Origin of the sequence: Brevibacillus laterosporus (assembly GCF_030489605.1) — a bacterium.
Taxonomy (GTDB): Bacteria; Bacillota; Bacilli; order Brevibacillales; family Brevibacillaceae; genus Brevibacillus_B; species Brevibacillus_B laterosporus_E.
In genome coordinates this window covers 236,422-260,938 of the sequence record NZ_JAUKFY010000005.1, presented here as the reverse complement: position 1 = coordinate 260,938, position 24,517 = coordinate 236,422, and the positions used below count along the sequence as shown (strand labels likewise).

The 24,517-nt window shown below is 42.9% G+C and carries 33 protein-coding genes; 6 read left to right on the top strand and 27 right to left on the bottom strand.

Annotated features, from left to right (window positions below; genetic code table 11):
- Nucleotides 1-18: 18 nt before the first annotated feature.
- The 18 genes from folD to QZ995_RS08220 form a co-directional block, all read right to left on the bottom strand.
- Nucleotides 19-870, bottom strand: coding sequence for a bifunctional methylenetetrahydrofolate dehydrogenase/methenyltetrahydrofolate cyclohydrolase FolD (folD, locus tag QZ995_RS08305; RefSeq protein ID WP_301805401.1), 852 nt, complete (start codon nt 868-870; stop codon nt 19-21).
- Between the two features lie 95 nt (nt 871-965).
- The gene (locus QZ995_RS08300) at nt 966-1,943 is read right to left on the bottom strand and encodes an O-sialoglycoprotein endopeptidase (RefSeq protein WP_301805399.1); all 978 of its coding nucleotides are present in this window, start codon (nt 1,941-1,943) and stop codon (nt 966-968) included.
- A 16-nt stretch (nt 1,944-1,959) separates the two neighbouring features.
- Nucleotides 1,960-2,370 (bottom strand): transcription antitermination factor NusB, encoded by a 411-nt coding sequence (gene nusB, locus QZ995_RS08295; RefSeq protein WP_022585090.1) that lies wholly within the window; start codon nt 2,368-2,370, stop codon nt 1,960-1,962.
- Between the two features lie 15 nt (nt 2,371-2,385).
- A complete protein-coding gene (locus QZ995_RS08290; protein WP_003337889.1) occupies nt 2,386-2,598 on the bottom strand; it encodes a DUF2273 domain-containing protein in 213 nt (70 codons plus the stop codon).
- Between the two features lie 12 nt (nt 2,599-2,610).
- Complete coding sequence (gene amaP / locus QZ995_RS08285; protein ID WP_301805394.1) at nt 2,611-3,180, bottom strand: alkaline shock response membrane anchor protein AmaP; 570 nt, start codon at nt 3,178-3,180, stop codon at nt 2,611-2,613.
- Between the two features lie 105 nt (nt 3,181-3,285).
- Nucleotides 3,286-3,717: an Asp23/Gls24 family envelope stress response protein gene (locus tag QZ995_RS08280; RefSeq protein ID WP_003337891.1), complete on the bottom strand. Its 432-nt coding sequence runs from the start codon at nt 3,715-3,717 to the stop codon at nt 3,286-3,288.
- 65 nt (nt 3,718-3,782) lie between these two features.
- Nucleotides 3,783-5,138: an acetyl-CoA carboxylase biotin carboxylase subunit gene (gene accC / locus QZ995_RS08275; RefSeq protein WP_301805392.1), complete on the bottom strand. Its 1,356-nt coding sequence runs from the start codon at nt 5,136-5,138 to the stop codon at nt 3,783-3,785.
- A 16-nt stretch (nt 5,139-5,154) separates the two neighbouring features.
- Nucleotides 5,155-5,667, bottom strand: a complete 513-nt coding sequence (gene accB / locus QZ995_RS08270) for an acetyl-CoA carboxylase biotin carboxyl carrier protein (protein ID WP_301805391.1) — start codon at nt 5,665-5,667, stop codon at nt 5,155-5,157.
- 179 nt (nt 5,668-5,846) lie between these two features.
- Nucleotides 5,847-6,539: a SpoIIIAH-like family protein gene (locus QZ995_RS08265; protein ID WP_301805389.1), complete on the bottom strand. Its 693-nt coding sequence runs from the start codon at nt 6,537-6,539 to the stop codon at nt 5,847-5,849.
- Nucleotides 6,540-6,554: 15 nt separating this feature from the next.
- Nucleotides 6,555-7,193, bottom strand: a complete 639-nt coding sequence (gene spoIIIAG / locus QZ995_RS08260; protein ID WP_301805387.1) for a stage III sporulation protein AG — start codon at nt 7,191-7,193, stop codon at nt 6,555-6,557.
- A gap of 29 nt (nt 7,194-7,222) precedes the next feature.
- Complete coding sequence (spoIIIAF, locus tag QZ995_RS08255; protein WP_301805384.1) at nt 7,223-7,939, bottom strand: stage III sporulation protein AF; 717 nt, start codon at nt 7,937-7,939, stop codon at nt 7,223-7,225.
- Nucleotides 7,940-7,949: 10 nt separating this feature from the next.
- Nucleotides 7,950-9,134 carry a stage III sporulation protein AE gene (gene spoIIIAE / locus QZ995_RS08250; RefSeq protein ID WP_301805381.1) on the bottom strand — a complete coding sequence of 395 codons (1,185 nt, stop codon included), beginning with the start codon at nt 9,132-9,134 and terminating at the stop codon, nt 7,950-7,952.
- A 19-nt stretch (nt 9,135-9,153) separates the two neighbouring features.
- Nucleotides 9,154-9,543 carry a stage III sporulation protein AD gene (gene spoIIIAD / locus QZ995_RS08245; RefSeq protein ID WP_003337898.1) on the bottom strand — a complete coding sequence of 130 codons (390 nt, stop codon included), beginning with the start codon at nt 9,541-9,543 and terminating at the stop codon, nt 9,154-9,156.
- Between the two features lie 14 nt (nt 9,544-9,557).
- Complete coding sequence (gene spoIIIAC / locus QZ995_RS08240) at nt 9,558-9,761, bottom strand: stage III sporulation protein AC (protein WP_003337900.1); 204 nt, start codon at nt 9,759-9,761, stop codon at nt 9,558-9,560.
- A 16-nt stretch (nt 9,762-9,777) separates the two neighbouring features.
- Nucleotides 9,778-10,296: a stage III sporulation protein SpoIIIAB gene (gene spoIIIAB / locus QZ995_RS08235; RefSeq protein WP_301805371.1), complete on the bottom strand. Its 519-nt coding sequence runs from the start codon at nt 10,294-10,296 to the stop codon at nt 9,778-9,780.
- A complete protein-coding gene (gene spoIIIAA / locus QZ995_RS08230) occupies nt 10,284-11,246 on the bottom strand; it encodes a stage III sporulation protein AA (protein ID WP_301805369.1) in 963 nt (320 codons plus the stop codon). Before spoIIIAA ends, spoIIIAB begins: the two co-directional genes overlap by 13 nt.
- Nucleotides 11,247-11,382: 136 nt before the next feature.
- Nucleotides 11,383-11,874, bottom strand: a complete 492-nt coding sequence (locus QZ995_RS08225) for a CD1247 N-terminal domain-containing protein (RefSeq protein ID WP_301805367.1) — start codon at nt 11,872-11,874, stop codon at nt 11,383-11,385.
- Nucleotides 11,875-11,928: 54 nt separating this feature from the next.
- Nucleotides 11,929-12,195 carry a YqhV family protein gene (locus QZ995_RS08220; RefSeq protein WP_301805364.1) on the bottom strand — a complete coding sequence of 89 codons (267 nt, stop codon included), beginning with the start codon at nt 12,193-12,195 and terminating at the stop codon, nt 11,929-11,931.
- Between the two features lie 154 nt (nt 12,196-12,349).
- Here QZ995_RS08220 and QZ995_RS08215 point away from each other — a divergent pair, with 154 nt between their 5' ends.
- The 3 genes from QZ995_RS08215 to QZ995_RS08205 are packed head-to-tail and all read left to right on the top strand — an operon-like array spanning nt 12,350 to nt 14,390.
- Nucleotides 12,350-13,171, top strand: coding sequence for a phosphosulfolactate synthase (locus tag QZ995_RS08215; protein ID WP_301805362.1), 822 nt, complete (start codon nt 12,350-12,352; stop codon nt 13,169-13,171).
- On the top strand, nt 13,162-13,881 hold the full coding sequence (locus QZ995_RS08210) for a 2-phosphosulfolactate phosphatase (protein ID WP_301805359.1): 720 nt from the start codon (nt 13,162-13,164) through the stop codon (nt 13,879-13,881). Before QZ995_RS08215 ends, QZ995_RS08210 begins: the two co-directional genes overlap by 10 nt.
- Before the next feature lie 38 nt (nt 13,882-13,919).
- Nucleotides 13,920-14,390, top strand: coding sequence for a DUF441 domain-containing protein (locus QZ995_RS08205; protein ID WP_031414310.1), 471 nt, complete (start codon nt 13,920-13,922; stop codon nt 14,388-14,390).
- 144 nt (nt 14,391-14,534) lie between these two features.
- Here QZ995_RS08205 and QZ995_RS08200 read toward each other — a convergent pair whose 3' ends face one another.
- Together QZ995_RS08200 and QZ995_RS08195 are read right to left on the bottom strand one after the other, a co-directional pair.
- Nucleotides 14,535-16,712: a YcdB/YcdC domain-containing protein gene (locus QZ995_RS08200; RefSeq protein WP_301805352.1), complete on the bottom strand. Its 2,178-nt coding sequence runs from the start codon at nt 16,710-16,712 to the stop codon at nt 14,535-14,537.
- Entirely contained in the window at nt 16,703-17,272 is a 570-nt protein-coding gene (locus QZ995_RS08195) for a sigma-70 family RNA polymerase sigma factor (RefSeq protein ID WP_301805349.1), read from the bottom strand. The genes QZ995_RS08200 and QZ995_RS08195 overlap by 10 nt, the downstream gene beginning before the upstream one ends.
- A 165-nt stretch (nt 17,273-17,437) precedes the next feature.
- Between QZ995_RS08195 and QZ995_RS08190 the strand changes: the two genes are divergently transcribed.
- A complete protein-coding gene (locus tag QZ995_RS08190; protein WP_301805347.1) occupies nt 17,438-18,010 on the top strand; it encodes a DUF1349 domain-containing protein in 573 nt (190 codons plus the stop codon).
- Nucleotides 18,011-18,144: 134 nt separating this feature from the next.
- Here the strand turns inward: QZ995_RS08190 and efp are convergent, their stop codons facing one another.
- The 4 genes from efp to QZ995_RS08170 all read right to left on the bottom strand — a co-directional run bounded on the left by efp (nt 18,145) and on the right by QZ995_RS08170 (nt 20,897).
- A complete protein-coding gene (gene efp / locus QZ995_RS08185) occupies nt 18,145-18,702 on the bottom strand; it encodes an elongation factor P (protein ID WP_031414306.1) in 558 nt (185 codons plus the stop codon).
- Nucleotides 18,703-18,743: 41 nt separating this feature from the next.
- Nucleotides 18,744-19,817, bottom strand: coding sequence for a M24 family metallopeptidase (locus tag QZ995_RS08180; RefSeq protein WP_301805343.1), 1,074 nt, complete (start codon nt 19,815-19,817; stop codon nt 18,744-18,746).
- A 27-nt stretch (nt 19,818-19,844) separates the two neighbouring features.
- Complete coding sequence (gene aroQ, locus QZ995_RS08175) at nt 19,845-20,294, bottom strand: type II 3-dehydroquinate dehydratase (RefSeq protein ID WP_301805342.1); 450 nt, start codon at nt 20,292-20,294, stop codon at nt 19,845-19,847.
- Between the two features lie 63 nt (nt 20,295-20,357).
- Nucleotides 20,358-20,897 carry a YqhR family membrane protein gene (locus tag QZ995_RS08170; RefSeq protein ID WP_301805338.1) on the bottom strand — a complete coding sequence of 180 codons (540 nt, stop codon included), beginning with the start codon at nt 20,895-20,897 and terminating at the stop codon, nt 20,358-20,360.
- 135 nt (nt 20,898-21,032) lie between these two features.
- On the opposite strand from QZ995_RS08170, the gene QZ995_RS08165 reads away from it, so the two are divergent.
- Together QZ995_RS08165 and QZ995_RS08160 are read left to right on the top strand one after the other, a co-directional pair.
- Nucleotides 21,033-21,977, top strand: a complete 945-nt coding sequence (locus QZ995_RS08165) for a DUF1385 domain-containing protein (protein WP_301805335.1) — start codon at nt 21,033-21,035, stop codon at nt 21,975-21,977.
- 28 nt (nt 21,978-22,005) lie between these two features.
- Complete coding sequence (locus QZ995_RS08160; protein WP_301805333.1) at nt 22,006-22,344, top strand: hypothetical protein; 339 nt, start codon at nt 22,006-22,008, stop codon at nt 22,342-22,344.
- A 6-nt stretch (nt 22,345-22,350) separates the two neighbouring features.
- Here QZ995_RS08160 and QZ995_RS08155 read toward each other — a convergent pair whose 3' ends face one another.
- The 3 genes from QZ995_RS08155 to QZ995_RS08145 form a co-directional block, all read right to left on the bottom strand.
- The gene (locus QZ995_RS08155) at nt 22,351-23,283 is read right to left on the bottom strand and encodes a patatin-like phospholipase family protein (RefSeq protein WP_301805331.1); all 933 of its coding nucleotides are present in this window, start codon (nt 23,281-23,283) and stop codon (nt 22,351-22,353) included.
- 122 nt (nt 23,284-23,405) lie between these two features.
- The gene (mntR, locus tag QZ995_RS08150; protein WP_301805328.1) at nt 23,406-23,858 is read right to left on the bottom strand and encodes a transcriptional regulator MntR; all 453 of its coding nucleotides are present in this window, start codon (nt 23,856-23,858) and stop codon (nt 23,406-23,408) included.
- 119 nt (nt 23,859-23,977) lie between these two features.
- Nucleotides 23,978-24,517 (bottom strand): NADPH-dependent FMN reductase, encoded by a 540-nt coding sequence (locus tag QZ995_RS08145; RefSeq protein ID WP_301805326.1) that lies wholly within the window; start codon nt 24,515-24,517, stop codon nt 23,978-23,980.

Genomic DNA, 24,517 nt, shown 5'->3' with positions numbered 1-24,517 from the left:
CCCTTCCTCTATCTACAATTATACAGTCAGTTTACGCCTTGCTGAGATGACCGTGTTTTGCATGAGCATTGTAATTGTCATTGGACCAACGCCGCCTGGAACTGGAGTGATATGACTCGCTACTTCCTTCACTTCATCAAACAAAACATCTCCAGTCAACTTGCCGTCTAGGCGGTTCATTCCAACATCAATGACAATAGCGCCATCCTTTACATGCTCTTTCTTGATTAAGTGAGCGATTCCTACTGCAACCACCAATATATCTGCCTGACGAGTATGTTCCTCCAGGTTTTTCGTACGAGAATGACACATAGTAACCGTAGCATTTTCATGTAACAGTAATAAAGAAACGGGTTTCCCTACAATATTACTGCGACCGACTACTACAGCATGCTTACCCTCTATACTAATTCCTGTACTTTTAATCAGCTCAATCACACCATGCGGCGTGCAAGGAAGAAACGTCTCTTTGCCAATACTTAAGTTCCCTACGCTGATTGGATGAAAGCCATCTACATCCTTTTCCGGGGAAATCGTATCAATAATCGCTTCCTCGTTCATATGCTTTGGCAAAGGTAATTGTACCAAAATCCCATGAATGTTCGGATCTTGATTTAATTCCTTTACTAAATCGACTACTTCCTGCTGTGTTACATTACTTTCAAGACGAAATGACTTAGAGTAAATCCCCGTTTCTTCGCACGCTTTGATTTTACCGTTCACATACGTTTGAGAAGCAGGATCATCACCAACTAAAACAACAGCCAAACCAGGTTGAATCCCTTTATCAACTAGTTCTGCCACCTCTTGTTTGATTCGTTCACGATATGATTTTGCAAACTCTTTACCATTGATTACTTGGGCTGTCATGTATGTCACTCCTCCATATTCGTTCATCTGTATACAGTAAGTGTAGCGGAAAGAGGATACAGGTGTAAAGGCGAATTTTTTTAACAAAAAAACTTTTAATGTTCGCTTTTAGCTTTCATCCACCCTAACATAGCGACACCATAGGCATTATCACCTGTATAAGCAGGGTCACAGAAAAAGAGTTTGCCCTTAACCGCTGGATGTTCGAGTCGCTTAATCAAGCGTTCACGTATGTATTGGTTTGCAGCCACTCCACCTACAATCAGGACTTCTCGACCGTGGCCAGCTTCTATCGCATTGCGCAAGGCTTTTTCTAAACTGTTAGCCACGCACTGCTCCGTTGCACGTGCAATCTGGGCTGGAGTTGCCATTTTCTCTTTGTTTGCTCGTAATAAAGCATTTTCTGGACCAGAGAAGCTAAAGGTAAGTCCTTTTACAGAAGAGGATACTCTAAACTCCTCTAGTGAGGTCTCTTCGCGATCTACCTCTTTTGCCAGTTCCTCCAAATAAGGGCCTGCAGGGAAAGGCAGTTTCAAAGCTACACCAATGCGATCTACTAGTTGTCCAGCATGCAGATCGATCGTTCCCCCAATGATATCTATCCGGTAGCCTGTTTGAATGCGTTGGCATGAAAGGATTTCACTGGTTCCTCCAGATAAATGGACAGCTAAAAATCGGTCATTAGCTGGTCGGTCATTAGCAGTAAACTCGCCTGCCGCGATGTGACCTTCCTGATGCGTTGTCAGATAAAGAGGAACACGCAAAAATAAAGAAAGTGATTTACCTAGACCTTCGCCCACTTTAAAAACAGGCATGTAGGACCCGTCTTTGGGACGAGGTTTTTCACTCACACATATCCCCTTTACTTGATACGCTTGTAATTTTAGTTGATCACAAAGTTCAGGAAGGTTCATCACATGCTGAAAGACGGCTTCCGATTGTTGCAAACCCCGTTCTCCCTCTTTCACACGCAAGAGTTTTTTGGCTTCTGCGACAATCTCACCGTCTTCTGTAGCAAGGCAAAGCGATGTCCGATAATTGCTGGTGTCAATTCCTACCATCACGTTTTTCATTCGCTTCACCTATCATTTATTCTTGAGTTTCTACTCTTTCATTGCTTTGCAGATAATTAGATAGCACGCCATTCACAAAACGATAAGACTGATCGTCGCTAAACAGCTTCGCTAGCTCAATCGCTTCATTCACTATTACGCGGGCAGGTACTCCCTCTTCAAACATCAATTCAAAAAAGGCAAGGCGTAAAATCGCTCGATCTACATTTGCAATACGATCCAATTGCCACCCACGCAGATATTGTTTTACTGCTTCATCAATGGAATCTAAATTATTTAATGCGCCTTCTACCAGGTATAAAAGGTATTTATTATCTTGTGAGCTGTCTTCCATTACCATCTGTAAAGCATGGTGTAGCTCAACCTCAGCCATGTCGATTTGAAAAAGGATTTGAACCGCTTTTTCGCGTGCAATTCTGCGTTTCATGTACTTAGTCACCTACTATTTAAATTTGCCAGGTAAAATCCGATCGAGAATTTCTCGCAGGTCTTCTTTTCGATCCAGTTTTTGTCCGATAAAGTAGCCTGTCCCAATAAACACGATGAAAACCAACGTGTTCCAGAAGCCTACTATCAAATAAATGATACCAAAAAGAAAACCAGCCAGAACTCCTAACAGTTTCCCCTTATGTTCCCATAATAACTCCCAAAGCATCCTATTCACCCTCTAATCCAACTTTCTGTTTCGAACGGCGACATTATTTTCCTTTGAGACGACTTCCGTTACCACAACAGTCACCTCTGCGATGTCAACGCCAGCGATGCTTTCCACTTGCTGTTTTACTTCGGTTTGCAACGTTTGCGTCATTTCAGGAATAGGGGACTCACCATCTACAGTGATTTTCAAAATGATCGCATTCCCGTTTTCCATTGAGCGAATGGTGGTCGTAAGATCGCGAACACCACGAACCTTTCGCCCTGCGCGTTCTGCAATCGCTTTGATTGTTGCAAAGCTGATATTTACCATTCCATTCTCATTGCGTTGATAAATCCCTTTTTCTTCTCGTGCCCTTCGCTGTGGAAACGCACTGAAAATAAACCGAACGCTAATCACTAAGAAGATGACAGCTACAATTAGATAGGGAATGTTAATCATATCCGCATTATACAATTCACTAAGCACCGCTTCTACATAGTACGGCTGAATTAAACGAGTAATGACACCAATCGCAATAATTGAGCCTGCCGTAAGCGCAATACTGTAAATTGTTAGGATAAACCGGTCAAAAAGATTCATGCGCGCCTCTCCTTTGTAGGAAACATCAACCAGCAAAGAACTCCGATCAGCATGCTCGACCAGTAGGAAAAATGCCCCCTAAGCTGGGGGCACTCCTAATAAGGTTTATCGAACCCGCTGATATTCTTCCGTTTGTGTAGCAGGTGGAGTTGCTGCTGGTTGTACCTTTTCCTCGGATTTTAATTCAACATCGATGATATGTACATTCACTTCCACCACTGACAGCCCAGTCATCGCTTCAATCGCGTTCCGCACGCTATCTTGAATGTTTCGAGCTACCTCAGGAATTCGATGGCCGTATTTTACGATAATGGAAACGTCAACTGCTGCTTCTTTGGAGCCTACTTCTACACGAACTCCTCGGGCTGCGTTTTTTTTCCCTAACTTTTCAACGAAATCTCCAACCAATCCACCGCTCATATGGGCAACTCCCTCAACTTCAGCGGATGCCATACCAGCAATAACTTCCAAGACTTCGGGAGCGATCTGGATTTTTCCAAGCTCTGATTTTGTCTCTTCTGCATCTATGAATTCCACGCTTCGCACCTCCCTTTTCAATTACACCTCATTATAACAGCGGGGTGTGATTTTTTGCAAACATCCTAGAGATCATTCAAATGAAGATCGTATGTCTCTAAAAATTTTGTATCAAATTGTCCACTGATAAAAACTTCATGCTCTAATAATTTTAAGTGGAAAGGAATTGTCGTATGAACGCCTTCGATCATTAATTCCTGCAAAGCGCGCTTCATGCGCTCAATAGCTTCATCACGCGTTTTTCCCCAAACGATTACCTTTGCAATCATGGAATCATAGTAAGGCGGAATCGTATAACCTTGGTATGCGGCGCTATCAATCCGAACACCGAAACCGCCCGGCGCTAGGTAGCCCTCAATTTTACCCGGTGATGGCATAAAGCTTTTTGCCGGATTTTCAGCATTGATACGGCACTCAATGGACCAGCCGTCCAAGACGATATCTTCTTGTGTAAAGGACAAATGGTTGCCATATGCGACACTGATTTGTTCTTTAATAAGGTCTATCCCCGTAACCATTTCAGTTACTGGATGCTCTACTTGAATGCGAGTATTCATTTCCATGAAGTAGAATTGGCCGTGTTTGTCCAATAGGAATTCTACGGTACCTGCACCATGGTAATTTACAGCTTGAGCGGCAGCTACAGCAGCCTCTCCCATCTGTTTGCGCAGCTCTTGACTTAGTGCTGGAGACGGAGCTTCTTCGACTAATTTTTGGTGGCGTCGTTGAATGGAGCAGTCACGCTCTCCAAGGTAAACCACATTACCGTGCTTATCGCCCATGATTTGAATCTCTACGTGACGAGGACCTTCAACGAATTTTTCTAAATAAACGCCAGCATTTCCAAATGCGGTTTTTGCTTCATTTTGTGCTTGACGAATTGCTTTCTCTAAATCCTCGTCATCTACAGCCACTCGCATACCTCGACCGCCGCCGCCTGCTGTAGCCTTGACCATAACGGGATATCCAATCTCGTTTGCCGTATCCAAAGCTTCGGCAATGCTCTCGATCAGCCCGTCCGTACCAGGTACAGTAGGAACCCCTGCACGCTTCATGGTCTCTTTAGCCGTGGATTTATCTCCCATGCCAGTTATTGCTTCTGGATCTGGCCCGATAAAAGTGATGTTACAAGCCGAGCAAATCTCAGCAAAGTCAGCATTCTCTGCTAAAAATCCATATCCTGGATGAATCGCATCTACTCCAACTTTGGTTGCAACGCTCATGATGCTTGCCATATTTAAATAGCTGTCTTTTGAAGCTGTAGGTCCTATACAGTAAGCCTCATCCGCAAGCTTTACATGCAGGGCTTCCCGATCTGCCTCAGAATATACAGCAACCGTTTGGATGCCTAATTCGCGGCATGCACGGATAACGCGCACGGCAATTTCACCGCGGTTGGCAATGAGAATCTTTTGAAACATCGCGTTTCTCCTCCAATTATTGTGCCTTTACCAAGAATAAAGGTTGACCGTATTCTACTAGTTGTCCATCTTCTACTAGGACTTTAACGATTTCTCCAGTCACTTCTGCTTCGATTTCATTAAATAATTTCATTGCTTCTACAATACATACAACCTTATTTGGCGTAACTCGATCACCCGGATTTACATAGACTGGTGCTCCCGGTTCTGGAGATGTGTAGAATGTACCTACCATTGGAGAAACAATTTTATGCAAATTAGCCTCATTTTCTACTGGTGGAGCCGCAACAGCTGGTGCTGCAGGAGCTTGTTGTGGTGCAACAGCAGCTTCCATTTTTGGTGTCTGTTGCTCGGCTGGAGCTGATGTATAAGCAACAGGCTCAGAGCGTACAACAACTGGTTGAGATGCTTCTACTCCGCCGCTTTTTTTAATAGAGAGCTTAGAGCCATCCGCCTCAAGCTCAAATTCTTTAATGGAGGATTGGTCCAGCAATTTGATAATTTCACGGATCTCATGCAGTTTAAACACTACCTAGCACCCCTTTGTTCATTCAATAATTCAGCTCTTTTGTCGATTAAAATGACGATTATGATTGCATGTTATGAGCTGGTCATAAAATTTATGGTAACTTTTTGTCACGCGAACGTCAAGAAAGGATTTCTTTCTCATTCTTAACTAAATTCGAGAAAGAAATCCTTTTTCCCCCCTTAGGGTTGAAAACTAACTGTAATATTTTTACCTGGAACATTTAAATGTTGTTTGGCAAGAGCAATCAATTTAATTGCTTCCTTCGAATCAACCTTATCCTTCTGCACAATAATGCTGACGCTGTCCTTTTGGGTATTCACTACGCAATCCTTATAGCCCTTTGTTTTGATCAGCTCTTCTAACGCTAGTGTTTGTTGCTCAAGCGTGGATAATTCCTCTAAACGTGCATTGGCTTCTGCTATTGCTTGGGGAGTTGAATTAGAGTTGGTCATAATAGCTGTTTGCTCATCCTTTTGTAATTGGGTCATCGCTTCTCGTTTCAGCTTATATCCTTGGAAAACATCGGTTGCTTCCGGTGGGGGCAATGTCGTAGTATCGGGCGCTGCGGCTGCCTCTGGAGTTTTATTGGCGGCTTTTTGATTCGGCTTCTCGGCATCTTTGCCAGAAGACTGTGCTGTAGCTTTATCTGCCGCACCTTTGCTTTCAACAGGTTTTGCATCTGGCAATGGCTGGTCTAATTGCTTGGTATCTACTTCTATCCCTGTGATCGATTGATTTTCCTTTTGTGCTTCTTTATGGTCAGTGGTTGCCGGCACCTGATCGTTTGGACCTTTAACCATATAATATCCGGACAACACGACCATTACCGCAAGCATTGTCAACAACCAGACTGTTTGTTTACGTAAAATCATTTGAAATCCCTCCTACTATTTTTTAGGCAAAATAGAAATTTTATAAGCAGGTACTTCTAATGTTTTCTGCACGGCTTCTGTAATCCAAGCTTTCACCTGAATGTTTTCGGCTCCTTTTGCTACAACCAGCACTCCTCTCACTTTAGGTTTTAAGGTTTTCACGACGACAGGCTGTTCTTGTTTGGAACCATTCATGATCACTACCTGTTCGTTGCGGGATTGGTCACTTTGAGCGCGAGTCGCTTTTTCTTTGTCGGTTTCGTTTGTAGTGGCTTGTCGTTGTTCCCGATTTTTCTCCACCACCACTTCTGGAGTCGAATCGAGATTCACCATCACTTCTACAGAGCCTACTCCTGTTACTTTTTCTAAGATATCCTTGAGCTGAGTCTCAAAACGATTCTCGTATTCTCGGATTAAATCGCCACCTGTTGCATGAGAAGAGAAAGCGGGAGAGCTTTTAACCGGATCCTCAGGAGGCTGCACAGAACTGTAGTTACCTTCTTGCTCTCGTGCTATATCTGGGGTGAACGACAAAAAATCTGTAAAGATCATGAATGCCGCGCCTAAGCAAAGCAGGATAATAAAATAATGAAGCGGCTTCATCTTTTTTGGCTCATCCTTGGATTGAATCAATTTCTTTAATGAATTCAGCACATGGGTCCCCCCTTTCAGATACCGCCCAATCAGCGCTTATCCGCTTCCCGTTTGGGAGCAATTATTTGGACTTGCTTCATTTCCACACCGCATTCCTTGGCCAAATACGCCGCAATCTCTGCATGAAGCGGGTCTTGTTTAGACGCCGAAGCAGTTGCTACAACGGCTTCATCCTTTCTCTCACTTCCCTCTTGTTGATGATTTAGATTTATCTCAATAGATTGGATCGGCTCAATTTTTTCAATAGGCGGATTTATCCCTTCCTTCCGATCTTGCCGGGCTTTATTTGTAGAAGATTGATCTGGAGCAATCGTTGCCGTGATTTCTTTTATCGCTTGTTCCCTGGCGCCATGCGATTCAAACCGAATCGCTACATCCGAGAGCGTCACCCCAAAAGTCAGCTTTACTTTTTCAGCAAGCAGATTGCTTAATTGCGAGGAGACATATTGGTTCATTTGATCATCTTTGGCTTGAATCAATTTCTGGGTTACTTGCTCCCACTGCGACTGGTTCTCCTGCTTTTTCTTGTTCTGCTCGTTTTGGTAAACGCCAATTTTTGTGGCTAATTCATCTGGAGTAATTTGAAATATTGAGAAGACTGGCGACATGATCGTTAGCAAAATAATAAGCCCCATCACCATTTTCACGTATTGCTGTATCTTCGTATTGGGCAAAATAAGATCCAGAAAGGCGGCTAACAGCACTAGCAGAACAACCTTTCGCAACCAGAGATTCAACCATTCCATTTCATTTCACCTACCGAACCATCAAGGATATGTTTCCTGCTGCAATAATGATGGTAATGGCTAAAAAGAACATCAATCCAACTGTTGCTAGGGCTGCAAAAACATACAGCAGACTTTTACCGATAGTACCTAATGCTTTGATAATCGGGCTATTTCCCAACGGTTGCAGCACCGCTGAGGAAAAATTATAAATAAGGGCCAATATCAGAATTTTCATAGCTGGAAAAGCACATAAGAGCAGCAGAATGATCACACCAGCCAGTCCCACTGCATTTTTAACAAGGACCGAAGCACTTACGACTGTATCTGCTGCATCCGTGAACATTCGCCCAACCACAGGTACAAAATTACCTGTGATATACTTTGCTGTGCGAATCGTGACCCCATCTGCCATTGCTGAGGTAGCTCCCTGAATGCTCAAGATGGCAAGAAAGATTGTTAGAAAGGTACCCATCACTCCCATGGCTACATTTCGAAGCAAGTTGGCAAGCTGTGTTACTTTATATCTTTCAGAAAATAGACTCACAATAGAAAGCATGGCTGAGAGAAATAAAAGCGGAAAAATTATCGTGGAAATAAGAAACCCGCTTATATTGATCATGAAGACAATAATAGGATGGAACATAGCTGCTGAGGCCATGTTACCCATGGAAGCAAGCAAAGCAAGTACTAGCGGTATCATGGCAAGCATAAAGTCTGACATCCCTTGAATGGCGCCCTTGGCATAGGTAATCGCCACATGAAAGCTATTCATCGCAAGCACCATCAGAACCAGATAAGCAATAGCGTAAGCTACGACGGAAACTGTATTTTTTTCAAAAGCATTTTGCATGGATTCTAGCAGCATCGCGAATACAGTAATGATGATGATCGAGCTGAGCAGCTTCCCGTTCATCAGAATTTCATGAAAGAAGAATTTTAAAATCCCTTTAAGCATCCCTGATGGTGACAAACTGCCATCCTCCATCAGCAATTGCATGAAGCCTTTTTGTTTCAGATCTGGCAAGTACCCCTCATACTGGTCCAATGTCTTTTTCCAAAAGGTCTCTATTTGTTGTAGATTTAAATGCTCCGTTTGCTGCTTGACCATTTTTTCCACTGGCGAAAAATTCTCGGGATTTGATGATGCTGCGATGGCACCATTTGCAAAGAATAGCAGAAGAAACAGGAGCAAGAGGGTACATCTGTGTGCCATCGTTCATCCTCACCTCCCTTTACGCAGGCAATAAATTGACGACTGTTTCAATAATGATTTGAATAATGGGAACGGCCATGACAAGAATAAGCACTTTGCCAGCTAATTCAATTTTGGAGGCGATGGCCCCTTGTCCAGCATCTCTTGTCACCTGCGCTCCAAATTCGGCAATGTAAGCAATCCCGATAATCTTTAGAATCGTGCTAAGAAACACAAGGTTGAGGTCTGCATGGACAGCTAACTTTTCTAAAACACGAATAACATCAGATATCTTGCCAATTAAAAAGGTAAAAATGATGACACCGCTTACGATAGCCAGCAAAAAGGCGAATAAGGGTTTTTGTTCTTTAATCACAAGGGCGAGAAGCGTTGCTACTAAGCCCAGACCGACAATTTGTACGATGTCCAACGGCTCCTCACCCCCTAATTAAAAAGGAAGACTCGTTTGACCTCAGTAAATAAATCGCCTAGATAATGCGCTACCATAAACAACACAATGATAAATCCGACCAACGTCGCCCATTGAGCAATGTCTTCCTTTCCTGAGGCTTTTAGTACCGTCTGGATTATCGCTACGATAAACCCAACGCCGGCAATTTGAAACACTGGAGTCAAATCAAAGCCCACGCCCCACACCTCGCTCTTACATCATTAATATGACAATGAGAAGTCCGCCTAAAAATCCTAAATTTTTGTACATTTTTTCATACTTGAGCTGTTCTTCCTTAGCCTCTTCTTCTAAACCTCGCAAATGAAAGACTGTTAGTTGCAGATGCTTCTTTTGGTCCTCTCGATCAGAATTCCCCATCACATAGCCTAGATTCTTTAAAATTTCCTTCTCCTCTTTTCGTAGCGCAGTTAAGCTCCATGTTTGTTCTAATGCGGTTTGCCATACCATTTGGGTGGATTCGCCTGCTTTTGTTTGTAACAGCTCACTGGCCCGCTTGTACAGATTCCCAATGCTGCGGGTCACACGAACAGAAATTTTTTCAAAGGCTAGGGAGAGGGGGGTAGCTCCATATACGATCTCGGTCTCCAGCATTTGCAAGGAGTGCAGCAAAGCTCTTAATTCCTTCACTCGGTCGCTATAACGCTTTCCAAGCTGGATACCAATGAGAGAGGCTGACACTAGCACTACGATGGCTGCCCCTATCTTAAGCATATAACCTTCTCCTTATGAATCGATCGCAAATGTTCATCGTATAGTCCCTCAATTGTGCCGGCTCCGTGCTTGCGACTAAGAATCACGTACCGTTTAAAGACCCTTTCCTTGATTAAACGAGAAATCGTAGGCCGCTTCGCGATATCTTCAAGCGAAATTCCGTGAGCACTGCATAACACTCCCACCCCTGCATGCAAAGCCTCCCATATCGCTTCGCTGTCCTCCTGTCTTCCGATTTCATCCACCACAATCAGATCAGGTGACATGGAACGAATCATCATCATCATTCCAATCGCTTTCGGACAAGCGTCCAGCACATCGGTGCGCGGCCCTACGTCTCGTTGAGGAACACCATTGTAGCATCCAGCTATTTCGGAGCGTTCGTCCACAATCCCTACTTTTTTGCTAGAAGACCATTCATTCCCGTAACTAATGCTTCTTGCCAAATCACGAAGTAATGTTGTTTTGCCGCATTGAGGAGGCGAGATCACCAATGTTGATTGGAATTGTCCCTGATCAAATAGACAGGCGAGAATGTCCCTGGCAACTCCCTTTTTCTCACGGGCAATCCTTATATTAAAACTGGTAATATCTCGAATTCCTTTAACATCTCCATGCTCTAACACCACCCTGCCAGCGATACCGATACGATGTCCTCCGACAACCGTAATGTAGCCCCGTCTTAATTCTTCCTCCAGCGCATAAAGCGAGTGCTGACTAATCTGATTAAGCAATTTCACGCTGGAATCCTCACGAAACATCCACCCTTGGCGAAAATTGGCTGTTAGCTGACCTGTAGGTGTTACATAACTAGCTTGATGTCCGTAACGAATTTCAATTGGTAAGTTTTGCCGTAGTCGAATCTCTTCTACATGTTCTTGCACTTTTACAGGCAGAGCGGCTATCACGGCGCGAATCTCTGTCGGCAACAAAGACAAGATATGTTTCATAAAGTCTCCCCTTTGTCCACTCAGACTTATCTCATCCTATGCAGGAAGGGACAACATTTATGACTATCAAGCCAAGGAAAACTAGCACAACTTTTTCCGTTACTAGAGTGGCCTGATCTTATGCGTGTAAAATGAGCTAGGAAGGGTTATGAACATCCTGATGAGAGCGATTGGTTATTTCATAGGAATGATAGCCCTCAGGATCAACCTCTTCTTTGACCATTAAAACCTCTCTGCATTGAGGACATTCTAATTCGTGGACATGTGAAACGACCCCTTTCTTGTCTGTATCGTGAAGCGCTTCGTAATAATACGCTTCGTCCGAGTCATCCAAATCAGAGAATCGCTCTCTGTAGTTCATCGCTTCTTGATAGTCTTCGTATACCGTTTCGTAAAATTCATCATCATCGTATAACAGGTACTCCAGATCGGTTAAATCCTCGTCTACAGCTTCAACATATTGTTCACATTCTTCTACACGTACATGGAGCGTTCTCATTTCCGCTACCAAATCATCACAAAGCTGTACCAGTCTGTATAAGGCTTTTTCTTCCAACCCTGCTAGTTCTGGATCCAGTCCCTCCATTAATCCTTGTAAATAAGCCAAATGCTGTTCCACATGTTCCATAAGAATTCCTCCTCACTTATGCTAGTGGGTAGTATTCCCCAGAACCATCATGCACTATTTACTTTTTACGCCAATCAAAATACAAGTTACCCCAATAAAAATCCATAGTATTTTCGTAAGTGATAATTTGTCAGATATACCTACCATTCCAATCGTAGTCGTTGTAAGTAAGATTATGGGACCAACCAACGCTAAACCGGAATTATAGATCAATGCTTTTTCAACTTGGTTTACCTTAAGGATCAGCAAAGCTACAATAATTTCCAGACTGCCGGACAACAATCGCAGGGACGCCATCCCAATAATTGCCTTTTCCCACATGCACGTCTCTCCCTTCTTTTACCCACTCTATGCACCTTGTCCGATGTTATGTCCTTTTTGCAATCAAAAATAGATAGGCTTATACCCCTTCGACCATGTAGACACAGACTGCATATGGTAAAACAAATGCCTATGGATTGGAGAGAGCTTACGAATGGAAAATGAGACTGCGTTCTGGCCGACTCAATGGGTAGATCCATCCTGTACCCGAGAATGTAAGCCACGTCATACCGGTATTACCATGGTAATAGACAAGGGATTAGGCTTGCACGCCATGAAAGACTTGCTACACACTGCTTCCTCCTACATTGATATTTATAAACTAGGCTTCGGAACCTCTGTTCTCTATCCCTTTTCTGTGCTAGAAGAAAAGCTAACATTAGCTCTCTCTCTAGATATTGCGGTTATGCCTGGTGGAACCTTTTTTGAAATAGCCTATACGCAGGATGGGGTTAAGACATATCTGGAACGAATTCGCGATGCAGGATTTAACGCAGTAGAAATTTCAGATGGAAGTATGCCTATTTCTACTCAGGAAAGGCATGAGGCGATTTCGATGGCTAGAGAAATGGGCTTTCGCGTATTTTCAGAATATGGTCAAAAGGCGAGTACCTTCCGTGCTGATCAGGAAATGCTCCTGTCAACACTCGCGGGAGACGTGAATGCTGGTGCTGACTATGTCATTGTGGAAGCACGTGAAAGCGGCAATGTCGGAATTTATAACAAACACGGCGAAATTGATTCAGAATTCGTGCGCCAAGTCATACAACAAGCCTCTACGCTAGCAACTAGGCTAATCTGGGAAGCTCCGCAGAAACCCCAACAGATCGGCTTGTTAAAGACAATCGGGCTTGACGCTAATCTAGGAAACATTGCTCCTGCAGACCTCTTATCTCTCGAAACTCTGCGACGTGGGTTGCGTGGTGATACCGCCTATCAGGTATTAGAAGACAGGAGAAGATTGGTATGCGAATAGAGCTGGTCCCCACCGTTGAAGAAATACGAGTAGAACAGATTATACATCGAACCGTCATCGTAATTGATGTACTCCGCTCCACTAGCACAATTGTCAGCGCTCTGGCGCACGGTTGTCGAGTCGTTAGTGCTACTGAGACAATTAGGCAAGCACTGGCTCTACGAACATCTGAATCTGTTCTAGCTGGGGAACGCCACTGCAAAAAAATCACCTCGTTTGACGAAAATAATTCTCCTATTACTATGAAAAAGGTAAATTGGGAACAGACACCTCATCTAGTGTTAACCACTACAAATGGTACCCGTGCCATGCAAAAGGCCGAGAAGGCTGAGAATTTGTATATCGCTTCTTTTCTAAATGCAACAGCTTGTATAGCTCAAGCCCTTCAATTAAAACGCGATATCACCTTATATTGCTCTGGGACTCGAATGGAATTTGCTTTAGAGGATGGTCTGTGTGCTGGCTTCTTAGTAGAGGAAGCGAAGCGTTTTCTCCCCTCCATCGAGGTATGTGATTTAGCGGAAGCAATGCGAGCGGCCTATCTGACATTTGCTCCTTCACTCTTGCAAGTGATGATGAATAGTAAGACAGGAAAACGTCTGCAGCAGCATCATTATCAGGAAGATATCGAAATGGCTAGTCAGCTCAATCTTTATAAAATCGTTCCTGTATGTAAGGAAAAATGCATACTCCCCCTGCTTGGCTCATAAGTTTGAGAGGAAGACACAGGACAGGGGTTCGATGAAGCATGCATGTCACAAGCGGTGAAATTATGTTGGTAGTACTCATCATTATTGGCCTGATTGGTCGTTCTCCTATCATTGCTACCGCAGCTAGCTTATTGTTGGTTCTAAAATTAACCTCGTTAGAACGCCTATTTCCGACTGTGGAGAGACGTGGTCTGGAATTGGGCCTTCTCTTTTTAACCGTATCCGTTCTCGTACCGTTTGCCAGTGAAAAGGTATCGCTTAAGGATGTAACTCCACTGTTTACCACCGTTGTCGGGATTATGGCATTGATAGGAGGTGTATTAGCTACCCATCTAAACGGAAAAGGGCTGGATATGCTACGTGCTGACCCTCAGTTAATTGTAGGTTTAGTGATTGGTTCTATTATTGGGATTGTATTTTTTAGAGGAGTGCCTGTAGGTCCTTTAATGGCTGCGGGTATAACAGCCTTTTTCATGAAACTATTGGACTGGATAGGCAAAGCAATGTGAGGGTTAGTTATGATAAGAAAAAGCAAAAATACACCCGCTTATCTGACGTTGGTTCTTAGGAGCTCTGTTTGTCTCTTCTAAGCTTTCCAATACAAGAGGATCGGGTGTATTTTTGTATGTGATCAGCTACATTTTTCTATGAATTTATTGCACTTCTACTTTTCCTGTAATAGCGTTCAGATAAATATGTTTATCAGCATTCTCTTTCGCACTTAATGAAACGTAGATTAATTTCGGCTCTGACAATTTCTCTCTATCTACTCCCTTTAGGGTATATGCTAATTGCAGCGGCATAACTTTGAGGTATTCCTGTACAGCCTCCTTTACTGGTACGGCTTGACTCTTATCAGGCAGAACAATATTGCCCTTCCATTGTGTAAGATTTTCGAACCCATTAACCTTACCTGTAGACGGGTCAACGGATACTTCATAAGCCTGATCGGGATATTGTTCGATAACCGGTACACCGTCCTGACTCTTAAAGAATGAGAAATGCCAGTCACCTGAATTTACGGGGTTAGCCTCTTGCGGCTCCAGGATTCGGCTAATTTGTACCTCGGTAACCCCTGGATCTACGTATTTTTCCAGAGCAGCGACCGCTTCCTTTAAGGCGTCTTGTTGGGAAACGGTTATTTTCCCATCAACTCTCGGTATATTTATTTCCTCCACCTGACCTGTTTTGGCATTCACAACCACCTCAAGGCGCTTCTCATTTTTTGTTTGCCATTGGAATACATGCTGTTTTGCTCCAAACCTGGATTCCCCTTCCCTCTCACTAAATGGAAGGCCAGTTACCTTTACTCCAAAATGATCTGTCAATAGACGAGCCGCCTCTTCCTTTGTTTTGATCATCGGTGGTTTTGAGGCTTTGAGTCTGATTGGCTCATGTGTCGTACGACGATCATAATCAATTCCATTATTCCCCAGACCATACTCTACTTTTCCAGTACCTGCATCTATATACCAGTTGAGTGAGCGAATTTTACCCATTTGTAGATGTGAAACGGCTGGAGTATAGTCAAGCAACGGGCGTTCTTCGATTACCTGATGTGTTTCTGGATCACGCTTGACTACTGAACGCTCGATGTAACGTAGTTTCATATTTTGCGTCAATGCTTCTTCAGCTTTTTTCGGAGAAATTGCTTTAGACCGATCAGGTAAACTAGCTAGATCGTACAAGCCTGTTGCTCTGGAGTAATAAATGATACGTCCCCCTTTATCTACCACAACGGTAAGATTATCCTCTAGGACAGGCAATCCGTTGTAAAAGCGCATGTAACTAGCTCGGCCAGTTGTTCCTGTCTCTTGATAATTGCTAAAATCGTCTCCTAGCATATGCTGCAAAAACCGATTCGCTTTTTTGGTTGCCAACGACTTTTCTGCCCATTCAACCCCCTGCTTCCGAGGGGTTTCCAGATTGTAGTTTGTCAATAAATCACCTTTCCCCTCCGTACTGATCATTAGTGAATTACCTTCTTTATCAGCATTCGCTAATGAAAAATGGTATCCAGAGGACTCTACCTCTTTGTTTGTCAAAGTTGCTTCGGTATTTAACTCAGGAATGGCTTCCTTCAGCTTGATAAGCATCGCTTGCTCTGATTTGTTAAGCTCCCCATAGGAAACAACTCTCCCGGAACCATCCACCCATACTGATAGCTTAGCGAAAGGAACGGGTTCTCCGTTTTTCATCTGTTGATAGGAGACATTCATTCCTTTCACATCCAACTCCAGGTATCCACTTTTTGGTCGCTTTATCTCACTTATCGCAACCTGCTGATATTCTTCACTATGATTACCGAGCAGGGATTTCAAAAATAAATCCGCCTTTTCTTTAGCGATCTTTTCGGATGGAATTTGCTCAGTGGTATCTCTATTAAACCACTTAAATACTTCTACACTCCCAGTTTCCCGGTTGATAGCCACCTTCGCAAGCTTACCGTCCTTTGCTCGTAGCTGAACCTTAATTCTGTTATCCGCTGTTTCCTTGATGTCAAGCTGATAGCTGCTTAAATCGGGGATTGCTTTTTGAAGTGACTGTAGGGCTTTTTCAATGATGGCATTCGTCTTTTTCTCCGTCAAAGCAGTTGCCGACTGTTTCAAAATCTCCTGTAATCCTGAAGGTGTCAATTTCCATACGGTTATCGCCAAAGCAAGGCAGGCTACTGCTGTGGCCACTGCATAAAGTCTGCGATGACGTTTTCGCACATCCTTGCTGGCCTTTTCTTTAATCCTTTTTTCCAAATCTACGGTAAAACGCACATCCTTACTTGCATTGCGGCTTACAGTCTGAACAGATTCACGAAACTCTTTTTCTACATCCATTCCAATCCCTCCTTTTCTAACAATGACTTAAAGCTCATTCGTGCCCGATGTAGCTTCGTACGTACTGCCTCTGCAGATATCTCAAGCACCTGTGCTATTTCCTTGACTGTAAAATCCTCATAGTAATGCAGCAAAATAATCTGCCGGTACTGAGGAGACAATGACATAACTCTCTCTGCCATTTCTGCCTTCGTCAGTTTGCCAATAACCGTCTCCTCGACTCGCTCTTCGGTTTGTTCGTACTGATTATGAAGAACATCCTCTTTTTTGAAGGTAGAGAAAATTCGCCGAAAAGACCATGAACGCAAGTATTTTTTTGCTTCGTTAATAGCAATTCGATACAGCCACGTTTTTACATTACTTTCTCCTCGAAATGAATGCAGCCCACGAAAGGCCTTCAGAAATACCTCCTGAGTGATATCCTCCGCCATATTACGGTCTTTTACGATGAGATACACCAATTGAATAATTCTCTCTCCGTACTCAGCCATCAGGAATTCCAGGTATGCCTCTCTCGTCATAGCAAGATCCTGATCCGCCTGCTTTATATCCTCATACACAATGAAATGCCTCCCCCTTTCGTTTTGTATGTCTATTTGATCCAGCTAAACGAAAAACATAACAGTTCCTTCTAATTTTTCGATTATTTGAACAAGAGAAACAAATTGCTATAATTTATGATGGAACGTAACCATTTAAAGTCACAAAAATAGGAGAAAAGAATAATGAATCTTTTTAACAAATGGATAAATGAAGCAGACATAACTATGAAGGATAACCTTGTCCAGCTTTCTGCCCCTTCAAAATCTGACTTTTTTATCAATCCAGCTAATGGAGAACGGCAGTTAAACGCCCCTTTTCTCTATACAGATATTCAGGGGGATTTTGTTCTACGTTCTAAAGTAAGCCATCAATTTCTGTCAACGTATGATGCAGCCGTTCTCATGGTCATGGAAAACGAGACGATTTGGGCGAAGCTTTGTTTGGAATTAACGGACTTTCATACATACTCGATTGTAAGTGTAGTAACTAATGGTGTATCTGATGATGCTAACGGACCATCTATTCCGAATAAAAGTGCATGGCTGCAAATGGCCAGAAAAGGGGATACCTTCGCCTTGCATTATTCCTTGGATGGGGAAAAATTTCAAATGATTAGATATTTCAGTTTGCCAGTTAGCGATACTGTAAAAGTAGGGATCGTTTCTCAATCCCCAACAGGTGAAGGCTTAATCAGTGATTTTGCTTTTCTCCAGCTTGAACGAATGACAATACGCGACATTCGAGCAGGGAAATAATAAAAAAAAAGCCCTAGATTCACTTCAGACTAGAGGCTTGTTTTTATGTCTCCCTCGAAGACGCTAGCGTCAGACAGCAAAAAAACTACCGAAAATCGGCAGTTTTTCTTTGCTATACTGTGTAATTATTTTACTTATGCACGAGATACGTACGCTTGAGTACGAGTATCAATGATCAACTTGTCACCTTGGTTAACGAACAATGGTACGTTTACGATAAAGCCAGTTTCCAACGTTGCTTTTTTAGAAGCACCTGTAGCTGTATCACCTTTAATACCTGGTTCTGTTTCTGTAACTTCCAATTCAACTGTGTTTGGAAGCTGGATACCGATCGTCTCGCCATTATATTGCATGATCTGAACATTCATGTTTTCTTTAAGGAATTTCAACTCATGCTCAATTTGTTGTTTTGTAAAAGTGATTTGCTCATACGTTTCTGTATTCATGAACGTATAATCATCACCGCTTGCATACAGGTATTGCATTGTGCTTGATTCAATACGAGCAGGGTTTACTTTTTCTCCACCACGGAAGGTCATTTCCGTTACGTTACCATTGCGCAGGTTACGCAGTTTGGAACGAACGAATGCCGCACCTTTTCCTGGTTTTACGTGTTGGAATTCAAGTACTGAATAAATATTACCGTCAACTTCAATAGTTAAACCAGTGCGAAAATCGTTTACAGAAATCATGCTTTTCCTCCTAAATATAACTCAACCTTACATAGTATAATTTATACCGGCAAAATCAGCAACTCTTTTGGCGTTTTGTTCAGAATCTCGATTCCATTTTCAGTTAATACCACATCATCTTCAATACGTACTCCACCAAGGCCTTCCACATAAATGCCCGGCTCAATTGTTATCACCATACCCGGCTCAAGTACCGTTTCTGAAAGCATCGAGACCGCAGGCGCCTCATGGACGTCCATCCCTAAGCCATGCCCTGCAGCGTGACCGTAGTAATCTCCATATCCTGCTTCTTTAATGATGTCACGCGTCAATGCATCTACTTCTTTACCAGTCATCCCAACCTTTACCCGATTCACACCTTCCAGCTCTGCCCGCAAAACAATCTCGTAGATTTCCTTCATTTTCGGATCAGGTTCGCCAACAGCAAAGGTACGTGTCATATCAGAGTGATAACCCTTGTAATGTGCCCCAAAATCAATCGTTACCATATCTCCCGCTTCAATTACTTTTTCACTGGCACGACCATGCGGCAAGGCCCCTCGTTTGCCTGAAGCTACAATAATGTCAAATCCGGAGCCTTTTGCACCGTGCTTACGAAGATAGTATTCCAGCTCACTGGCTACGTCCATTTCACGAATTCCCGGTTTAATTATTTTAATCACATGAGCAAAAGCAGCATCAGATAATTGGGCTGCCTGTCTCATAATAGCGATTTCCGCTTCGTCTTTGTACAAACGCAATTTCTCCACAAGACCCTTCGTAGCCACTAACTCTACATTGTCTAACGTCTGCTTCCAAGCTTCAAAGGTCGCATAGCTTGTATGTTCCGCCTCAAATCCAACCTTTGCTGCCTTCATATCTTGGAGCACTTGTTTTATCGTCGGCAATGCTTGACGTTTATTATTAATGACTTCAAAATCTCTACATTCGTTCGTAGCTTGTTCGATATAGCGGAAATCTGTGACAAATTTAGCTTGGTCCAAAGATATAATTGCCCATCCTGTGGAACCACTAAAATTACTAATATACTGACGATTTACTTCGCTTTCAATAATGAGTGCATCTACATTTTGTTCCTTCAATACAGCTCTTAGTTTTTCCAAACGATGCGACATCATGATCTCTCCCATCCTGGTTGACTTCTATGTACTTCTGTTGTGCTGCAAATGGCGAACCATGGCCCGTAATGCCCATTCGTATCCTGCATTGCCCAGTCCGACAATCTGTCCCAACGCTACAGGGGCAATGACAGACGTATGACGGAACTCTTCACGCTTGTGAACATTGGAGATGTGGACCTCGATCAGAGGCAGCGACACACTGGCTACCGCATCACGAATCGCATAGCTATAGTGAGTAAACGCCCCAGGATTCATAATGATCCCATCGTATACATCTCGTGCATCATGAATAGCATCGATTAGCACACCTTCATGATTGGATTGAAGATGTCCGATTGAGACATGCAGTTCATTTGCTACCTCTTGCAAATGCGCTACAATATCTTCTAACGTATCCTGGCCATAAATAGCAGGCTCACGTTTCCCTAATGCATGTAAATTGGGTCCATTTAATACCAAGACAGAGATCATAGTTGGTCATCTCCCTTCCCCCTTAATCTCTGTCTATCTTACCATATTCTTTTCATCGCTACATTATTGGTCTCTTTCATTTTTGCTTGTTTCCTCGGTATCAAACCTTTCCGCCACGATGCTCATCCCAATGAACATCCCTAGTGACATAAACCAGAAAAATTCTGTGCTCCAGACTCCCCATCCCCAGCGATGCATGTGAAAAAAATACCCAAATAAATAAAAAAACGCAATTCCATACAATGCCCCAAGCCACCAATTGTAAAGGTTGCCAAGAACAAAGTGATACACCAAGCATGCAACAAAAATAATCAGAAATAACATAACCACTCCTAAAGCTAGACCTTCGTAGGAATTCTCTCTAGCTTTGCCAAGGAACGGACGAGCAAAGACATAGACCCCATAAGGAGTAAATTGAAAGAAGTGCATAAGGATACGAAGAATACTCCAGATTAACGCTCCACATATAACAATTTGGAAAATTGTTTTCGCCTGAATCGGTTTTGCCTTTACATTTTTATCAGACGAGGATCGATTTTTGGGTTGCTGCTCTTCAAATTCCTCTGTTTTTAGCCGTTGTTGTTTCGAGATAGTTGCACTCACGTTAATCACCTCAGTACTAGTATGGCTATGTCCAGGAAAAACATGAAATGATTCATAGCGAAAAGTACCTTGGAACATTAGGTGGCAGAAGGATATAACTTTCGGTTACAATAGGAATAAGGATGGTGATTAAATTTGAAGCAGCAAAATGTGCCGGCATATGGCGGGCAGGCCGTAATAGAAGGCGTTATGTTTGGCGGTAGAAAAGTGACCGTAACCGCCATCCGCCGAAAGAATCAGGAGATTGAATTCTTTGAAGAGCCTAAAAAGACGATCACATGGGTGAATAACCTGAAAAAAATTCCATTTCTTCGCGGAATCGTTGGATTGATTGAGGCAAGTGCCAGCGGAGCTAAGCATCTGAACTTCGCTTCTGAACAATACAGCATGGAATCAGATGACGAGGCAGATAAAAGCTCTGGTCCATCTAAGATGACACTAATATTAGGCGTCGCCGTGGTAGGTGTTCTTTCTTTTCTAGTCGGTAAAATTTTATTTACGGTTGTACCAGCCATACTTGCAGGCTTTCTATTTGGCAAATGGGTTCCGGCTGGGGTGTGGCAAAATTTAATTGAAGGCGGAATTAAATTCTTCCTGCTCATCGGTTATATTAGCTTGATTGCCCAGACACCCCTGATCAAACGATTATTTCAATATCACGGTGCTGAACATAAAGTGATTAACGCGTATGAGGCTGGGGTAGAATTAACAGTAAAGAACGTGCAAAGTTTTTCCACCCTACACTACCGTTGCGGCAGTAGCTTTCTCATTTTTTCCATTATTGTCGGTGTGTTTGTATACTCCCTAGTTGATTACCATACAATGTGGGATCGTGTTGTTCAACGGATTATCTTGTTGCCAGTGGTAATAGGCGTTTCGTATGAGGTTCTACAAGGAACCAACCTATTGCGAGATATTCCAATTCTTCGTTTCTTGGGTTATCCTGGGCTCTGGTTGCAACGCATCACAACAAGAGAACCTGATGATACGCAAGTGGAAGTAGCTATTGCCTCTTTTGAAAAAATGAGGGAACGGGATCAGGAATTTTTGAAGAATCAAAAGCTTGCTACCACCGGTTAAGTAACCTATCTTAAAGAGGTGAAGCTAGTTGAAAAGAGGCTTTCTTTATCCGGTTTTTGGGATAATCATGCTGTTGGCGGTTATAGGTTTTACAACTGAATTCTTACAGAACCCCGGTACAATGATCGCGTTAATTGCCTTTTCTGCTCTCCTGTTGTATCTTGCGCGTAATTTTTTAAAAACAGGCAAATTCATGCCGCGGTTCACCAAAAAAACTCCTAAGGTCAGACCAATGAAACCAGGATTAAAGCGATCTGTAACAGCTAATCGTCGCCCCAATCCCTTTCAGGTTATTGAAGGCAGTAAAGGCAGTAAAAAAGACAAACGTGATAAAACGAAACAAAATAAGCCCAAGATGTATCAGTAACAGCTTTCAAACCAGAAAGCTGTTATTTTTTTCACTCCGATAAGCAGTTATATATTTATTAAAATCCCACTTGTTTAAGAAGTCCTCCGCTGCCTTTTTCCCTGAATCAAATAACTCTTGTCGTTGGGCGGCGGTTAAATGGAAATCAATTGAGCTATAGCCCTTGGTAGGAATGAAAACCGTGCGAACAGCTTCTGCTTTCTTTACATGAAACCGATCATGGGCGTCCATCATAGTCATCAGCAACGCCTTTGATAAACCGTATAAGCTTTTCACTGTTTGGGGACGAACCGGAACAGACTCATCATTTAAACGAAAGCCAAAGGTCGGCCATAAGGGGCTTTCCTTAGAATCAAAAAGCCAAACGGGAAAATTACTCAATAGACCACCATCTACTATGATATGGGGGGTCTTATTTTTATATAAAAAATAAGGTTGGAAGAAATAGGGGATTGCACAGCTCATTCGGACTGCTTTTGCGATCGGGAAGGTTTCTGGCTTAATTTCAAAATCAGGCAGGTCATCTGGCAGAGTTAGCATGGTGCCAGCACTGATGTCAGAAGCGATGATACGCAGTTTTTCTTTCGGCAAATCACCAAAGGTACGGATTCCTTTTTTACGTAACAATTGACTGACAAAACGTTCAATTTCATCACTGGGGTACAAGCCCTTTTGGACGATCAGGTTATAGCATGAGCCAAGATAAGGAATTCTCGACAAGCCCTTTCTTTTTAAAAATTGCAAATAATTTAATGTTTCGAATATCTCACGAAGCTCTTGATGGCGATATCCGGCAGCCAACAGAGCGGCGACAATGGAACCTGCTGACGTGCCAGCAACGCTCTCCCACTGGTATCCATGCTGTTCCATCGCCGTAATCGCCCCAATCAAAGCTATCCCCTTCATGCCTCCCCCTTCAAAGACCGCATCTACTCGCATCTTCTCCCTCCGTTCCTACAAGGATGAATCCACAAATAGTTTATGCGGCAGGATAGTTATCCTACTCCTGAAAATTAGGGATCAAACACAAAAAAGCAAGCTTATCTGGCTTGCCTTTTGTGCTACATGGGATCTGGTTTTGTTTCCGTGTCCTCTTTTTGTTCGTCTTCTTCCCGAATACGCATGAGTTCAGCAACACGCGAAGGATCCTCTTTTAAAAATTGAACCAAATACTCTATGCTAGCAATGGATTCCCAGCTCAAATGGTGTTCAATTCCCTCAACGTCCTTGTAAATTAAATCCTGATCGACACCGATCAGCGTCAAGAAATCTTCCAGTAATGCATGTCGCCGCACCAAACGTTTGCCTACTTTTTTTCCTTTAGCCGTTAAGACCAGCCCGCGATATTTTTCATAGACTAAGTAATTGTCTTTATCTAGTTTCTGTACCATTTTTGTAACAGAGGACGGATGCACCTCTAACGCTTCTGCAATATCAGACACACGAGCATATCCCTTGGTATCAATTAAACTATATATTCTTTCCAGATAATCTTCCATACTTGGAGTTGGCACTCTCATCCCTCGTTTCAGCCAGTATCGCCCAAAGACATATGACTCTATCATACCGCTTTCTTTGCTTTTGTTTCAAGGGAAAGTTGAAAGATTTTCCGGCATTTGCTAAAATAATTGTCCTATTTTAATTTTTTGGTCATCCAAACCAGTTCTTTCCCCAAATTCACAAAGCGTTCTTGAAGACGTTCGTCCTGCAAGGTGTTGTCCTCTTTAAACGCTTTATAGGAATTAGAAACACTCGGAGAACCTGGTAATGGATAAGCATGCAAATTACGCAAAATAAGCTGCAGTGTGTTAACCGTATTAGTTGCTCCCATACTTCCGCCTGCTACTCCGATAATTGCGACTGGTTTTCCGTATAAAAATCGTCCTTCCAAAAAATCAAAAGAGTTTTTCAAAGCACCTGTAATGGTTCCATGATATTCCGGGGAACCAACCACAAGTGCATCGGCTTCTGCTATTTTCTTCACAAATTGATGAACAATCTCTGGATACGTACTAACGTCGCTTCTGGCATCATATAGAGGCAGAGGCCACTCAGCTAAATGAATTAATTCAACTTCTGCTCCTTCCATCTTTGCCGAATCCAAAACAATTTTCATTACCTTTTTTGTGCTGGATTCAGCATTCATCGAGCCCGCTATTCCTACAATTTTCAT

Bases quoted from the DNA above. Each gene is read 5' to 3' on its own strand.
- folD (WP_301805401.1), bottom strand. From the start codon at position 870: ATGACAGCCCAAGTAATCAATGGTAAAGAGTTTGCAAAATCATATCGT.
- QZ995_RS08300 (WP_301805399.1), bottom strand. From the start codon at position 1,943: ATGAAAAACGTGATGGTAGGAATTGACACCAGCAATTATCGGACATCG.
- nusB (WP_022585090.1), bottom strand. From the start codon at position 2,370: ATGAAACGCAGAATTGCACGCGAAAAAGCGGTTCAAATCCTTTTTCAA.
- QZ995_RS08290 (WP_003337889.1), bottom strand. From the start codon at position 2,598: ATGCTTTGGGAGTTATTATGGGAACATAAGGGGAAACTGTTAGGAGTT.
- amaP (WP_301805394.1), bottom strand. From the start codon at position 3,180: ATGAATCTTTTTGACCGGTTTATCCTAACAATTTACAGTATTGCGCTT.
- accC (WP_301805392.1), bottom strand. From the start codon at position 5,138: ATGTTTCAAAAGATTCTCATTGCCAACCGCGGTGAAATTGCCGTGCGC.
- QZ995_RS08265 (WP_301805389.1), bottom strand. From the start codon at position 6,539: ATGATTTTACGTAAACAAACAGTCTGGTTGTTGACAATGCTTGCGGTA.
- spoIIIAF (WP_301805384.1), bottom strand. From the start codon at position 7,939: ATGGAATGGTTGAATCTCTGGTTGCGAAAGGTTGTTCTGCTAGTGCTG.
- spoIIIAE (WP_301805381.1), bottom strand. From the start codon at position 9,134: ATGGCACACAGATGTACCCTCTTGCTCCTGTTTCTTCTGCTATTCTTT.
- spoIIIAB (WP_301805371.1), bottom strand. From the start codon at position 10,296: ATGCTTAAGATAGGGGCAGCCATCGTAGTGCTAGTGTCAGCCTCTCTC.
- spoIIIAA (WP_301805369.1), bottom strand. From the start codon at position 11,246: ATGAAACATATCTTGTCTTTGTTGCCGACAGAGATTCGCGCCGTGATA.
- QZ995_RS08225 (WP_301805367.1), bottom strand. From the start codon at position 11,874: ATGGAACATGTGGAACAGCATTTGGCTTATTTACAAGGATTAATGGAG.
- QZ995_RS08220 (WP_301805364.1), bottom strand. From the start codon at position 12,195: ATGTGGGAAAAGGCAATTATTGGGATGGCGTCCCTGCGATTGTTGTCC.
- QZ995_RS08215 (WP_301805362.1), top strand. From the start codon at position 12,350: ATGGAAAATGAGACTGCGTTCTGGCCGACTCAATGGGTAGATCCATCC.
- QZ995_RS08210 (WP_301805359.1), top strand. From the start codon at position 13,162: ATGCGAATAGAGCTGGTCCCCACCGTTGAAGAAATACGAGTAGAACAG.
- QZ995_RS08205 (WP_031414310.1), top strand. From the start codon at position 13,920: ATGCATGTCACAAGCGGTGAAATTATGTTGGTAGTACTCATCATTATT.
- QZ995_RS08200 (WP_301805352.1), bottom strand. From the start codon at position 16,712: ATGGATGTAGAAAAAGAGTTTCGTGAATCTGTTCAGACTGTAAGCCGC.
- QZ995_RS08190 (WP_301805347.1), top strand. From the start codon at position 17,438: ATGAATCTTTTTAACAAATGGATAAATGAAGCAGACATAACTATGAAG.
- efp (WP_031414306.1), bottom strand. From the start codon at position 18,702: ATGATTTCTGTAAACGATTTTCGCACTGGTTTAACTATTGAAGTTGAC.
- QZ995_RS08180 (WP_301805343.1), bottom strand. From the start codon at position 19,817: ATGTCGCATCGTTTGGAAAAACTAAGAGCTGTATTGAAGGAACAAAAT.
- aroQ (WP_301805342.1), bottom strand. From the start codon at position 20,294: ATGATCTCTGTCTTGGTATTAAATGGACCCAATTTACATGCATTAGGG.
- QZ995_RS08155 (WP_301805331.1), bottom strand. From the start codon at position 23,283: ATGCGAGTAGATGCGGTCTTTGAAGGGGGAGGCATGAAGGGGATAGCT.
- QZ995_RS08145 (WP_301805326.1), bottom strand. From the start codon at position 24,517: ATGAAAATTGTAGGAATAGCGGGCTCGATGAATGCTGAATCCAGCACA.